General features: G+C 59.8%; 10 protein-coding genes. 1 reads left to right on the forward strand and 9 read right to left on the reverse strand.

All coding sequences use genetic code 11. The features are described from left to right. Positions 1-30 precede the first annotated feature (30 nt). On the reverse strand, positions 31-873 hold the full coding sequence (locus FNZ07_RS23330) for an oxidoreductase (protein WP_091012991.1): 843 nt from the start codon (positions 871-873) through the stop codon (positions 31-33). A gap of 114 nt (positions 874-987) precedes the next feature. Continuing rightward, the gene (locus FNZ07_RS23335) at positions 988-1,194 is read right to left on the reverse strand and encodes a tautomerase family protein (RefSeq protein WP_091012995.1); all 207 of its coding nucleotides are present in this window, start codon (positions 1,192-1,194) and stop codon (positions 988-990) included. 187 nt (positions 1,195-1,381) lie between these two features. On the opposite strand from FNZ07_RS23335, the gene FNZ07_RS23340 reads away from it, so the two are divergent. Beyond that, on the forward strand, positions 1,382-2,377 hold the full coding sequence (locus FNZ07_RS23340) for a LysR family transcriptional regulator (RefSeq protein ID WP_091012998.1): 996 nt from the start codon (positions 1,382-1,384) through the stop codon (positions 2,375-2,377). A 22-nt stretch (positions 2,378-2,399) separates the two neighbouring features. Here the strand turns inward: FNZ07_RS23340 and FNZ07_RS23345 are convergent, their stop codons facing one another. The 7 genes from FNZ07_RS23345 to FNZ07_RS33900 all read right to left on the reverse strand — a co-directional run bounded on the left by FNZ07_RS23345 (position 2,400) and on the right by FNZ07_RS33900 (position 14,175). Then, positions 2,400-3,545, reverse strand: a complete 1,146-nt coding sequence (locus tag FNZ07_RS23345) for a dienelactone hydrolase family protein (protein WP_170275822.1) — start codon at positions 3,543-3,545, stop codon at positions 2,400-2,402. A 432-nt stretch (positions 3,546-3,977) separates the two neighbouring features. Then, positions 3,978-5,345, reverse strand: coding sequence for a TolC family protein (locus FNZ07_RS23350; protein ID WP_245811507.1), 1,368 nt, complete (start codon positions 5,343-5,345; stop codon positions 3,978-3,980). Between the two features lie 127 nt (positions 5,346-5,472). Further along, the gene (locus FNZ07_RS23355) at positions 5,473-6,894 is read right to left on the reverse strand and encodes an HlyD family type I secretion periplasmic adaptor subunit (RefSeq protein WP_091013004.1); all 1,422 of its coding nucleotides are present in this window, start codon (positions 6,892-6,894) and stop codon (positions 5,473-5,475) included. A gap of 21 nt (positions 6,895-6,915) precedes the next feature. Next, on the reverse strand, positions 6,916-9,045 hold the full coding sequence (locus FNZ07_RS23360) for a type I secretion system permease/ATPase (RefSeq protein ID WP_091013006.1): 2,130 nt from the start codon (positions 9,043-9,045) through the stop codon (positions 6,916-6,918). Positions 9,046-9,126: 81 nt separating this feature from the next. Continuing rightward, positions 9,127-13,401: a beta strand repeat-containing protein gene (locus tag FNZ07_RS23365; RefSeq protein ID WP_143098093.1), complete on the reverse strand. Its 4,275-nt coding sequence runs from the start codon at positions 13,399-13,401 to the stop codon at positions 9,127-9,129. Beyond that, positions 13,391-13,999: a hypothetical protein gene (locus FNZ07_RS23370; protein ID WP_091013014.1), complete on the reverse strand. Its 609-nt coding sequence runs from the start codon at positions 13,997-13,999 to the stop codon at positions 13,391-13,393. The genes FNZ07_RS23365 and FNZ07_RS23370 overlap by 11 nt, the downstream gene beginning before the upstream one ends. Further along, a complete protein-coding gene (locus FNZ07_RS33900; protein WP_143098094.1) occupies positions 13,996-14,175 on the reverse strand; it encodes a hypothetical protein in 180 nt (59 codons plus the stop codon). Before FNZ07_RS33900 ends, FNZ07_RS23370 begins: the two co-directional genes overlap by 4 nt. Positions 14,176-14,575 lie beyond the last annotated feature (400 nt).

Raw genomic sequence — 14,575 nt, forward strand, 5'->3', positions numbered from 1 at the left:
CGACTGGAACGTGGCGGCTATCGATACGAATTACGTGAAATCGGTGGAACGCGACAGCGGCTCCCACGCCTTGATCTCGTTTCCCAGCGAACGCAGTCGTGCCTTGACCCGCTGCAACGCATCGCTGCCGAGCAACAGATGCGCGGGAGGATCGTCGGATTCGACGATCTCGAGCAGCACCTTGGCGGCGCGCACCGGATCGCCGCTCTGATGGCCGCTATATTGCCGCCGACGTTCGCGCACCGGATCGAACACCGCGTCGTAGTCCGCGATGAAACGTCCCGAGCGCACCATCGAGCGCCCGGCCCATTCGGTGCGAAACGAACCCGGTGCGATCGCGGTGACCTTGATGCCCAGTCCTTCGACTTCAGCGCTCAGCGCTTCGCTGATGCCCTCCAGCGCAAACTTGCTGCCGCTGTAGAACGAGATACCCGGCATGCTGATATAGCCTGCCATCGAGGTGATGTTGATGATGTGACCGCTGCGTCGCTGACGCATTGTCGGCAGCACGGCCTTGATCATCGCCACCGCACCGAACACGTTGACCTCGAACTGCCGGATCAACTCCGTCATCGGCGACTCTTCGAGGATGCCTTCGTGACCGTAGCCCGCGTTGTTGACGAGCACGTCGATTGGGCCGATTTCCGTTTCGATCTGCCGCACCATCGGTTCGATCGCATCGAAACGCGTGACGTCGATGATCACGGCTTTCGCGCGCTCCCGATGCAGCGCTTCGAACTCGATCCGGTCGTCCTCGCGGCGCACCGTGCCGACCACCGTGTGTCCCGCTGCCAACGCGGCTTCGGCGAAGGCCCGACCGAAACCGGCGCTCGCACCGGTGATCAGAAAGGTTTTCGTTGTGGATTCGCTCATTGCGTACTCCTGGTTGCTGCGCGATCGTGTGGCGGTATCGGTCCGTTATCGGTCGGTTTCGGCCGGCTGGACGCGACACGGCCCGGAGATCGCTCCCGGGCCGTGGCAGGCACGCTAGCCTGCCTGTTCCTTGCGAATGGCCGTCGTCGTCCGGCCGCCGAAACCCCAGTTATCCGTGTCGACTTCCTCGATCACGATGTGGGTCCACTCGGGCGGTTTGTGCAACACACGCTCGAGCGTATCGGTGACTTCCTTGATGACCTGAGCCTTCTGCTCCGCGGTCACACCTTCGCGGGTGATACGAATGCTGACGAATGGCATGATTCGACTCCGTTCGGTTGTTTCCGCCGTTCGAGCGGGATGGATTCTGAAACGCGCACGCGACTGCTTGAAATGAATTCTATTGATACTGATGGAAGCGATAAACGGGTGTTGGTACACTTCTCTTGATACATGGTGTAAAGAGTGCCCTCCAACTCGACGCGACCTGGCGTCTTTCCGAAGAGTCATGAAACGATATTTCGACGATCTCCAGCTGGGAAGCATTGAGTTGTTCTGCCTTGCCGCGGAAGCAGGCAGCTTCACGTCCGCCGCTCTCGCTGGTGGCGTCACGCCGGCCGCGGTCAGCCGATCGATCGCGCGGCTCGAAAAGCGCCTCGGCGTGCGTCTTTTTGTGCGCTCGACGCGCAGCATCCGGCTCACCGAAAGCGGCAAGTCCTACTACGAGGAATGCAGTCAGGCGCTGAACCAGCTCGTCGAGGCGGAGCGCAACGTCACGGGCGAACAGGCGCAGCCGGGCGGCACGCTGCGCATCACTGCGCCGACCACCTACGGCCATCACCGCCTGCTGCCGATGCTCCCGGCCTTCCGCGCGAAGTACCCGTTGATCAAGCTCGAAGTGCACGTGGGAAACCGCAATGTCGATCTGCACGACGAGAACTACGATCTCGCCATTCGCGTACGCGCACAACCGGACTCGACGATGATCGTTCGGCTGCTCGAAGATGCGCCGCTCGTGATGGTCGCGAGCCCCGCCTACCTGAAGCGTGCAGGCGTGCCGCGTACGCTCGCCGAGCTCGAACAGCACGAGTGCATCCAGTTCGATCTGCCCAGCAGCGGGCGGCGGATTTCCTGGCTGTTCAACGAGGATGGGCACGAGAAGGAAATGTCGTTGAACGGCAACTATTCGTGCTCGGAAGACGTACTCGCCGGCGTGACGCTCGCGAAGGCCGGCGCCGGTTTGTTTCAGGCGTACCGGTTCGTCGTCGAGAAAGATCTGGCCGATGGGACGCTCGTTGAGGTGCTGCAGCCGTTTGGCGGTCGCTCGCGGCCCTATAGCCTGCTCTACCCGCACGGACGTTTATTGCCTCTGCGGGTGCGGGCGTTCATTGACTTCATGATGGAAGAGATCGGCCGTTTGCAGGCTGCGGCGGGTATTTCTCCGGTCAAGGCAAGACGCGCGAAACCGGAGACGCCGACCAAGCCGGCAGCTTCGCGCCGCTAGCTCGTTTCTCGTCTCCTGGTTGTCAGTGCTTGACGAGTTCCTGACCGACCGCGTAAAGCTCGCATGGCGTGTTGCTGTGTTGCGAGCAGGCAGCCAGCGCCTGTGCGGAGGCATCCTTGCCGACACGCCACGCCCAATGTCCATCGGTCGACAAGGCGAACGCCCGAGGTGGCGCCATCCACAGAAACCGTCGATAACCCGCGCGGCCATCTTCCTTCAGATACGGTACTGCGCGCACATCCTCCACGTCCGGTCCGTGAGTATCGGCGCGCAGATCGGAGCGAATGTCGAACGGTAATCCGAGCGAGCGAAAGAACTTCGCAACTGCGGGCAGCCATATCGATGTGCCTGCGTATGAACCGAACATGGCGTGAGCGTCGCTTTCGAAGGTGCCGAAGTCGATCAGCTGTGCATGGCCCCCTGCCCCTGTATAGGCCGACAGCATCTGTTGTACGAGCGGTGGCGGGAACAGCGAGTCGTTATCGCCGTACATCCACAACGAAGGCACACGCGTTTCCTTGCCGTAACTGCCGAACGCGTTGATCAGATTGCGCTGCGACCCCGGGCAGTTCTCAAAGTGAAGGCCACCCGCGAAGTTGACGAGACCGAGTACGCCGGGTGGATTGCGCGAGCCTAATGCCATCGTGGCGAGCCCGCCGTGCGACTGGCCCATTACGACGATGCGTGTCGCGTCGATGTAGGGCAAGGTCCGGGCATACGCAATCGCTGCCAGCACATCGTCGGCCTGAGCAAGTCCGTTGTCCTCGACGTTGCAGCTGCTGTCAAGATAGAAGCCGCCCGAGCCCGCAAAACCCTGGCGCATGGGGACGATCACCGCGTAACCACGCCTGACGAATTCGAGTGCCTGTCCGTAGTAAGCCGATGCCTGCTGGAAATGCGGGTTGCCCAGGTCTTTGCCGTGGTTGATGACGACGAGTGGGAACGGACCATCGCCGGTGGGCGCGTAAATCTGCGTCTGCAGTTCGACGTGGAACAGGCCGTGACCCTTGGGCACCATCACCGATTCGTCGCGCAGGGTTGCTGCGGTTGCTGGGTGAAAGGCTGTTGTCAGGGCGAGTATTAGAGTCGACAGGGTAATCGACAGAACGGAACGGCTGTGTGACGCGAAACACTTGTGCAAGCAGACGACGGTGGTGGGGAGTTCCATGTGCATCCCGGGACAAGTCACGTAACGTGCCCAGTTAAACAGAGAATCCAGCGGAAACCCGTCGCGCCGACTAAATAAAATCCGCAGGCGACCACAAAGGCGCGTCGGTATGGTTTTGAGGAATCGTCTCTTGATACGCCCTGGATAATGAATCCGGTGCCTAAAAGCAACTGGAACAAGGACGTCCAGACGAGCCCTCGATGCGAGGGAATCGCAGACGAACACCAGGCGGACATCAGGAACAGAACTGTGCCGACTGCACTCCAGACGTTTAACGCTCTTCTCATGAGGTATCTGATCGAATTAAAGGAGGCGTGCCGCCACCGTCTGGAGGGTCGGCCGGGATTCGGTAAAAGGCCGCCACCTCTCGATCCGATTCCATGATTTTTTTAGCGAACTGAGCATTGCTTCTTAAGGCCGGATTTGCGGGCGTTATGGTTGTTCTGAAAGTTGCGGGGCAGTCTTGATGTCCCGCATATCCAGTCTGCCAAGATGTGCCGCCAGCTGAAGCCGAGCCGAACGCCAGTCGGTGAGCGCCTGAATCCGCTGGCGTTTCGCACCGGCTAGCGACGACTGGGCGTTTAGTAACTCGAGGATGTTGCCGGCTCCCACCTGATATCGCCGCTGTGCCGCGGTATATGACCGCTGCGCAATGTCCAGCAAGGTCTCACTGTTCGTCACGTTCTTCGTCGCACCCTGCAACGCCTGATAGCTGGTCCAGACATCAAGCCCCGCCTGCTGGCGAGCCTCATCGAGTGTGTCCAGCTGCAGTTCGGTCTGCGCCTGGGCTTGCCGGACCTGATACATACGTCCAAACCCCTCGAAGATCGGTATCGTGACCTGGAAACCCAGATACCACTCATGGCTGTTCGCCGGGAAAACCGGGAACCCGAGTTGCAGGCTGGTCGGCTGGTTGTTGTAGCTGTACTTTCCAACGAGGCTCAAAACTGGAAGTCCTTCAGCCCGCGTCTGCTCCACTTTCGCCCTCGCCGCATCGACCTGTGCCTGTGCGGCCATCACGGCCGGATGCGTGCGTTGAGCCTCCTCGATGAGTTCGGCCACCGACGAGTCAAACTCATGATCGGGTGCAACACCGTCCGCGACGGCAGGCATGGTTAGCGGTACATCAGGGCGCAAGTCCATGTCGGAGGCGAGCGTACCTAGTGCGCCCTGCCAGTCTGTTTCCGCCTTCGTGCGATTGACCACGGCTTCGGCATATGAGGTCTGCGCCTGCAGTTCATCACTGACGGCTGCTACTCCTTTGTCGACGCGTGCGGTCGCAACATGAAAACTGTCGCCGGCCGTCTGCTCGACTTCGCGTGCCGCGACAAACGCAGCCTGTGCGGCCTGCGCGGCGTAATAGTCCTTCGCCACAGCAGCGAATACGGTCTCGAGCGTGGCGCGTTGCGTCGCCTGTGCAGCGGCAAGCAACGCGTTCGCGTTACGCAGCGCGGCCGAACGTCCACCAAAATCGAACAGAACCCATGTCAGTGAAGCGCTCGCGTTCTGGAGATTCGTCTGGTAGTGAGAACCGTACTGGGGATACCCCTTCACGTTATTGGTGACGTTGTCGCGCGTGCCCTGCCAGTTGCCCGAGACGGTGGGCAGAAATGCCGCACGGCCCGTGCCAACCGCGGCAGCCTGGACTTTCACACTCGCCCACGCTTCGCGGGTCTTCGGGTTGTTGCACAGTGCGCGCTCTACTGCCTCCTGCAGCTTCAGCGGGTTCGAGACAGCAGTGAACACGCAGATGTCCGCATCGCTGCCGTCGAGCATCGAGGCGGCGGCCGTCGGGGACACAGCGCTGCTGGTTAATAGCGGATCCATTGCCCACGCTGACGACGTCACGCCTATGGTCAGCGGAACGATCAAAACACTCAGGCGCGAGTGCGTGTTCCGGTGCAGGTGCGCCGATTTCAAAGTTGACCTAGCGCTCATGCAAACTCTCCTGTCCCGTCTGAATCACCGGATCGAGGAAGTAGTGCAGCACGCTGCGTTTGCCAGTCCGGATCTCCGCACTGACTGTCATGCCTGGAGTCAGATTGATCCAGGTGCCGTTCGCGCGGATGCGATTCGTGGGCAGGCGAATCCGGGTGACAAAGGTGGGGCCGCGCTTGCGGTCCTGTACCGCGTCGTTGGATACCGAGACGACCTGCCCAGTCAGGTAACCGTACCGGGTGTACGGAAACGCCTCGATCTTCACGATTGCCTGCTGCCCTGCCTTCACGAAACCAACATCGCGATTCTCGATGTTCGCTTCGACCTCCAGCGTATCGTCGGGAACGATTTTCATGACTGGCTGCGCTGCAGTCGCAACGCCACCCAGCGTATGGAGGTTTAACTCCTGCACGGTTCCCGCCACTGGTGCGGTGAGGCTCAGCAGTTTCTGGCGTGCATCCGCCTTGGTTTCGTCGTTACGGCTCTGTCCAAGTTGTTGCGTCGCCTTGTCCAGCGTATCGAGCTGCTGTCGCCTGAATTCCGACGAAGCGGCTGCGATCTCCGCGCGCTGCTGCGCAATGCCGGCCAGTAATTCACGGGCGTGGCTGCGCTGTGCGTCCAGTTCGTGCTCCTGCCCGAGTGCTGCCTGTTCCTTGTCGAGATAGTCGTTGCGTGCGACATACCGGTCGGAGGCGAGCGAACGGTAATCGTCGGCCTGCTGCCGTGCAAGCGGCGCTGTTGCGGACAGCTTTGCAATCTGCTGGCGTGTCGTATCGAGTTCTGCCTCGCGTTTCAGCAGTTCGGCCTGTGCACTTTCGAACTTGTCGCGGTACTCGTTATAGAGACCTTCAGCAAAATGCTGTGCTTCGAGCTGCTGCTGGACGGAGGCTCCATCGACCGTTGTCAACGACGGTGAATGGGTGTGCTGCTGGGCGTCGAGAAGCGCACGCGAGCGCTCCGCCGCAAGTGTCGCGTCGATCCGCTCGCGTCTCGCCTTGTCGGTGTCGGCTGCTGCCTGGGTGGTGTCGAGTTCCATCAGTAACTGGCCAGCCGATACGCGCTGTCCATCGTTGACCAGAATCCGCCTGACCACACCGGTAATCGCCGGCTGGATGAGCTTGACCTGCTCGTCCGGAATCAGCTTGCCACCCGCGGTCGCGACAATGTCCAGCTGGCCGAAACAGGCAATCAGGACGATGAGCGCGGCAAGCGCCACGATGACACGCATCGTCCACAGCGGTAACGGGTGGGTCGGCGTCTCGACGAGTTCGAGGTTGGCCGGCAGGAAAGCGCGTTCGTGCGCAAGACGCGGCTGCGTATCAAGTTCGTGCCGCATCGTCCAGGCTGCGCGGAATACAGTCGCGTAGCGGCTCGTCAGGTCCCGCAGGGCCTGCAGGTGAATCCATTTCATGAGAAGACCGGGAATACGTGGTTATGCGTTCTGCAGGGAGACGAGGTGCGCGTAATAGCCGCGTTTGTCGAGCAGCGCTTCGTGCGTACCGGTTTCGACAATCCGTCCCTTGTCCATCGCGATGATGTGGTTCGCGTGGCGTACCGAAGTCAGCCGGTGAGCAATGATGATGACGGTGCGCCCCTGGCACATCGCACGCATGTTGTCCTGAATGATCCGTTCGGTTTCGAAATCGAGCGCGCTCGTTGCTTCGTCGAAGATCAGGATGCGCGGATTCGTCACGAGCGCACGGGCGATCGCGATCCGCTGTCGCTGACCGCCTGACAGGTTCGAACCGTGTTCACCAACGAGCGTGTCGTAACCTTCCGGCAACTCGGAGATGAAGTCGTGCGCGCCGGCCAGTCGTGCGGCGTGCATCACGACGTCCAGCGATACGCCCGGATCGGTCACGGCGATGTTCTCGCGGATCGACCGGTTGAACAGCAGGTTCTCCTGCAGCACTACACCGATCTGACGGCGCAGCCATGCAGGGTCCGCAAGCGTCAGATCGATACCGTCGATACGTACCCGCCCCTGCTCCGGCAGATAGAGACGCTGCAACAGCTTCGTCAGCGTGCTCTTGCCGGAACCCGAGCGTCCGACAATACCGATGACCTCGCCTGCTGCAATCTCGAGCGATACGCCATCCAGGATCGTCGGGCCATCCGGGCGATAGCGGAAACGGATGTCCTGGAAGCTGATGTCGCCGCGAACAGCCGGTAACGCCTGACGGCTTTGCGGCAATTCGGAGCGCGTGTTGAGGATGTCGCCCAGGCGCCCCATGGAAATGCCAACCTGCTGGAAATCCTGCCAGAGCTGGGCCAACCGGAGAACCGGTGCCGCGACGTGCTGCGACATCATGTTGAAGGCAATCAGCTGGCCGACCGACAACCTGCCGTCGATGACGAGACGTGCGCCGAGGTACAGCGTCACCAGGGTGACGAGCTTGCCGACCAGCTGGATCAGCTGCTGTCCGATGTTGCCCAGTGAGCTGACCCGGAAGCCCGCAGCAACATAGGCCGCCAGCTGGTTGTCCCAGCGCCGCGTGAACTGAGGCTCGACCGCCATCGACTTGACCGTCTCCACACCAGAGACTGCCTCGACGAGAAACGACTGGTTGTCTGCGGTGCGGGCGAACTTCTCGTTCAGGCGGTTGCGCAGTATCGGCGTGATGGCCATCGAGATCGCCGCATACACCGGCATCGAAACGACCACGACCAGCGTCAACCAGACGCTGTACGTGCACATCACGGCGAGAAAGATGATTGAGAAAAACAGGTCGATCACCGCGGTAACCGCCTGCCCCGTCAGGAAGCTACGGATGTTCTCGAGCTCGCGTACACGCGTCACGGTATCGCCGACGCGACGCGCGCCGAAATACGCAAGCGGCAGCGCCAGCAGATGACGGAACAGACGTGCCCCGAGTTCCACGTCGATGCGGCTCGCCGTGTGTGAGAACACGTAATTGCGAATCCCTGTGAGCAGTACCTCGAAGATCGCACTGGCCAGCGTGGCAATGCACACCACGTTGAGCGTGTTGAATGCACGGTTGACCAGCACCTTGTCCATCACGACCTGGAACATCAGCGGCGAGACGAGGCCGAACAGCTGCAGCACCATCGAGACGAGTAGTACTTCAAGCAGCAGACGTCGGTACTTGACGACTGCGGGAATGAACCACGAGAAATCGAAACGGGCGAGTTCGCCGGCGAGCGACGCGCGTGAGGTGAACATCATCACGTGGCCACCTGATCGGGCCATTACATCCGTTGTCGTGCTCACGGTCGGGCCGCTCGCACCTGCTTCGAGGATCAAGGCCTGATCGGACTCACAGCGGGCGAGGATGAAGTGCCGGCCAGTGTCGTCGAGCATGAGCGCAGGTAGCGGTGTGCGGGACAGACGATCCTGCGTTACACGTACGCATCGGGTCTTCAGGCCAAGCGAGCGCGCTGCGAGTTCGAGATCTCTTGCGTCGAGCGGACCGGACCCGGCGCCAGCGGCATGACTCAACTGTTCAGCACTGGCGGCGATACCGTGAAACTGGGCAATCAGGACGAGCGCCACCAGGCCAGGATCGTCTGGCTGGGGCACGTTGGGGTGAGGCGCATTCATGCGGTGAACCGATGGGTAGACAAACAGAAACCGCCCGCGACCGTAGCCGCGGGCGTCGTTGCAACTGCCAATGTTGTGGGGTCAGTGCCAGTTAGCGGCGAGGACCGGTTGCAGCGTTTTTTGCTGATCTGGTGTCAGGCTCGTCGTGGCCGGCGCGGGGGGAGCGAAGGCAGCCATCGCCTGAACCAGTTTCTCGACATTGGCGCTTGATAGCGTCTTGCCGTCTCCGCTTGCCAGACTGGCCCGCTCCGGCGTAGCTGCATACCAGTTTTTCAGCGTCACGGCGCCGGTCGTGCCGATCTCCGAGACCTTCAGGTCATTACCTGTATGCTGCAACCAGAGGTGATCCGCAGTTACACCGCTTGCGAACGAGAGCACTCCACCACTTCCTCCGAATTCCAGCTCGTAGACACCGCTGCCTGCTTTCACAACAGCGTTTGCGCCAGTGAGTCTTGCGCTCGCGTGACCAATACCCAGCTCAAGCGTTGTGTCAGAACCCGAATTGTCGACGGTGACATTGCCTGCCACCTGCGCGGTCTTGATCACGCTCGCGTCGAACTTCCCGGAAAGGCTCCCCACCGCAAACGTGATATTGGCGCCCGTCTCGTGACCCGTGATCGTATCGGTACCCGCTGTGAAAAGGTTCGTGCGCGCGCCCTCCAGACGGATCGTATCCTTAGGGGTCGCGAGAATCGCAACACCATCGTCCTCGCCTGTTACCGTGATGTCGTTCCTGACACTGTTGCCGCCAAAGAGCGCTTTCGAGTGAGCGCCGCTTATCAGGACGACGCTGCTCCCGCCGTAAGACGTCACAGTCGAGTTATCCCCGTTTTCGTTAATAGCCGCCGTCGGCTGCACGACGCCTGCCGGAGGCGGGGCGTTAAAACCGATACCGGGTGCGCCCACGTTATACACGTTCGACTGGATGAGCAGTTCCAGCGAACCGGAACGAGAGTTCTTGCCGGACGCGTCGGTCGCCGTCACCATGATATCCAGTGTGCCGACGGAGCCCTTGCCGGGTGTTCCCTTGAGCGTATGTCCGGTCGGATCATACGTGACCCAGGCAGGCAACGATTCGCCGTTTGCCAGCGTGACCGTATACGTGGCAGGGACAAAGGATGCGTCGCCGGAAAAGAGCGAGTTCACTGGTGCACTTGTCCATGCGAGCGCCGCATCGACCATCTGGAAACGCGTCGGCCCTTGTTGCGTTACCGGGGGTTGAGACGGGACGCCTGCACTGGGCGTTTCGCCCGGCGCGCCAGCGGCAGGTTGACTTGGTGTTACTGGAGATCCGGTAGAAACGGGAGGCGATGAATTTGCCGGCGCGCCGGACGACGGTGTAGCCGGTGAGCCAGCTTGGCTGCCCGCTGGCGGAACAGTCTGATGGTTATTGACGGCTTGAGGCGGCGACGTCTGACCATCTCCATCCCCCAGACTACTTATTGAACCGGACGAAGTTATCTGGTCCCCGGGGAAGCCAGAAGTTACTGACCAGGTCCCGGGCTCCGGAGCAAATATCGGCACGGAGGACCCATCCGAGGGCGAACCTTGGACAGGTTCTCCGGGAATCATCGAGCCGATCCCCATCCCCGGTAACACGGTTCCTCCTTGCGAAGCGCGAGTCAGGCTTGTCACGTCCACCGAGCTGAAATCGAATCCAATTGCGCCAGCAGAGGCCGGGAGTCTCGCTAGTACTGCGTGACGCGCCCAGAGCACTATCTGTCCTCCTGGACCCATCTGCATAAGTTCGACCGGCCCCAGATTGGGATCGTTAAACGTCTCGTGGAATCCACCGCGATATTCGGTAGAGGGCGTGCGAACATGCGTAGCGTTGTTTCGGTCAATCCACCTTTGCTCTACGACAGGAGAGGTCGGGCTAGTATTCGCATGAATCGTCTCAAGATACTTGCCATCCGGATGTGTGATCTTGACGTGAAGGCGACCTTGAGCATCATTGAACTGATCGAACCTGTCCTGAACAGAGCCGTCCGGTGCAAGATGCTCTTTACTGATGATGTTCCCCATGCTGTCGGTATGCGTCACGTCGCGACTGCCGTCGGGATTGAATTGATAGGTGTTGATGTCCACCTTGACATTACCCATACCGACACTCGCTGTCTCGACGATTCTGCCGCTTGCGTCGTAGGTCGTTGAGCTCCGGTTGCCCTTTGCGTCCGTCGCGAAGCTCAGCACAGTCTTGCCGGATACCGAACCATCGGGATTGTGGTTGATGACGGTTTGATCGATTTCCTTGCCGTCTGCACCAAAGTGATCCACCTGGACCTGTTTGCCGCTGTCATCGTACTTCGTCAGCGTATATCCTCCGTCGGCCAGTCGACCGTAATCCACGTGTGCTTTCGAGGTTCCTACCTGAGTGGAAGTAAAGTGCCCGGACGTGTCGAAGGTCGAGGTCAGCAGCGGTTGACCGTTGGGCTGCACGATCGCTAAAGTGCGCGAACCATCGTCGTGGTACACAAAATTCGTCGTACTGCCCAACGAGCCATTGGCCAGGTGCGAAATAATCCGGGAGATGGTGCCGTCGCCGTTGCGTAGCACCTCGCACCACGAACCATCTCTTGCTGCCGGTGCGTACCAGCCTGTCGTCTCCGAGTACGCGGCGCTCGACAGCGTGAAACCGATTACCTGACCGGCCGCATTGTAGACAATACTGTCTCCTCCAATGTTTTGCCCCGCTGCATTGTAGTAAGTCACCTGCGTTGGCCGCCCCGCTCCGTCCTGAGCCGTCACCGAAGTATGGATCGGGTCTGCGGCACCGGTGGGAGTAGTACTCGGAGGCGGCGGCGCAATAACCGGTGCACCATTGGCGTCCGTTGTCGACGTCGAAACAAGGGCACCATTCGCACCGTACGTAAAACTTTCGACGCTCGTCACCTGCTGGTTCGCGCCGTACGTCGTAATGCTCGCTGTCTTGCCGGCTCCATCGAACTGTGTAAGCGTCTTCAGTGTTCCGGTCGCGTCATAGCCATAGTTGGAGCTGTTTGCGGTCGTGCCGTCCGGGTTGTAGATCGTCTCGGATATGCGCTGGTTCGATGCGTCGAAAGTCGTGACGCTGGCTTTTTCGCCGGTGGCACCGGACACGGTTACCGCATAGCCACCGTCACCCCTCGGCGCATACGACGTCTGGCCAATCAAGATGCCCGACGCGTTGTAACTGTTCGAAGTACCGGTTCCGGCGCCGGGGTCAAGTGAAACGTCAGTGCGAGCACCGTTGGCCATGTTGACCGTTTCACCCGTGACCTGCCCCGCCGCATTGTAGATTTGCGTGGCCTTATCACCTGAATGAAGAGTGGTTGTCGTGACCAGCGTGCCATCGGCGGCTGTCGAGACGGTCTGTGTCTTCCCGGTTGACGCGTCGGTCGTTGTGATTACCGGATTTCCCTGACTGTCGGTTCGTACCGAAGCACCGATCTGCGTTCCGTTCGCACTGATGCTCACGCTGCCATCGCCTCCTGTAGTCAGGTTGACGACGGTTGGTGCGGCACCAGCGGTCGATACGCTATAGCTGCTACCACCGCTCGTGCCGGGTAGCGTGGTTAGCGTAGTCACACTCCCCAAGGCGTCAGTCACGGTGCCGGTCTGGCCATTTGCCGAGAAGCCGACAGCGACGCGATTCGACAGGGTGACCCCAAGCACATTCATGCTGCTGTCAAAGGTATATGCGGTCCCGGACGCCGTGGTTGCTGTACTGGAACCGTTCGGCTGGGCGACATATGTCAAACCACTGCTGAACACATACTGCGTACTACCATTTGCCAGGGTCAGTGCTGTAGTGCCGTCCGGGAAAACCTTTGCCCCATTCGCTGAGATGGAGGCACCCTGAGAGTGGTCAGCAATGTACTGTAATCCAGCGCTTATTCCCTTCGCAGCGAGAACACCAGATACCGCCGCAAGAGCAGAAACTCCAAGCGCGGTTCCAAGCGTGACTGTCGATCCGGCCACGAACATTGCCACGAGTGCTTCGTCGACGACAGAAGTTGTACCGTAACCGATACCGTCCGAGGCAAGACTCTTCACCGCCCCCCAAACCCCGCCGCTCTTCGACGTGTTGATCGCGTCTGCCAGCATAAAGGGAGCGTTGAAGATGGGAAGATCGAGGCTGCGGGTGTATGCACTGGCCGCTTGTCCCGCACTCTCTAGTGACGCGCCGGCAGACGCAAGTTTCCCGAGTAAGAGGCTGTACGCTGATGATGTGGCAGACGCTGAATCGAGCGTGGACCAGAATGAGTTACCACCGGCAGCCGTTGCCGGTTGACCCGGCTTCACATGAATTGGCGGCAACGTGCCGCCGTCAACCGGTGAACCTGTGACGTCTGAAGGAGACGCTTTATTTGCCATCGTGGGCTCCGTTGGTGAAGAAGTATTTGAGAATCAGAATCAGCCCATAGAGACCTGCTGCGACCATCAACACAGAAAGGCCAGCCGCCGCGATCTGGAAAACGAGATCGAGGCTATTCGTCACGGTGACGGGGGTGCCCCATGTAAAACTGCGCACAAAGGAAAAACCGCCCGCCCCAAGCAATATGGAACATGCGAGGAGCCGTCCTCCAGCGCCGCCGTTCGAAGATCCGAATGCAGGTGCCTGTCTGTATCTGGCCTGTCTCAGATAAACGGAGCGTCCGAACACACCATCCGGTCCGGCGCTCTCGCGGAGCGTCATGGCGATAAGCCAGATCCAGATCAGACTGAGAAGAAGGAACGCGCCGGATGCGGCCCCAAGCAGATCGAGTGTCGCTTGCCATGGGAGACCCACAAAGGTGACCCACGGATGTGAGCGTCCCAGATCCATGCCTACGCATAACCAAGCGAGTTTTGCGGACAGCCCGTTGAAGTAATCAGGAAAAGTGGCGGTGGAGATGAAGGCGTAGGCAAGGAGTGAAATGAAGACAGTGTTCCACGCCCGCGAGTAAACGTAATTGATTCTTTGATAAGTCATACGATGGCCTCCATCAGGCCCGCTGTTTCCATCGATTGAATATTGTTTCCGCTCATCGACTGGATGTTGGCTCCCGCGGTCAACGCAACTATGGCGACGATGACCTTAACAAGGAGGTGTAGCGAAAGATCAATCGAAATTCTCATATTCAATACAATCAATTCAGTGCGCTTCAAGCGTCAGGAAATCAATCCCGCGCCCATTGCCGACATCCTCATGGATGCCGTTTGTTATATCCCCGATCGCACAAGACGCCTACATTGGCGATTGCTGCGCGATGCTAGCTGAAAAGCTCTCGAAACATTGTTAAATTGACTCGATTTACGACACATCTCCACAAATCTACACAAACCATTTAGCCCTCGGTCACGGTCTGCCGCCAATGAAAGTCAGCATTTCGCCGCTGATGGTCAACGCAGATGTGTCCTCACAACGACGGGTTTCAAATGATCGATCCGCTAACCCACCTTGGCTTTTGGCCCTACCGCAGGCGATGAATTGGTCTTTCTTTACTGCTCCCGACGGACGCCCACAGAGCGGATATTGATGGGCGACTCGTGTAAAGACGTATGAGGC

It is taken from the genome of Paraburkholderia megapolitana, from assembly GCF_007556815.1.
Lineage (GTDB): Bacteria > Pseudomonadota > Gammaproteobacteria > Burkholderiales > Burkholderiaceae > Paraburkholderia > Paraburkholderia megapolitana.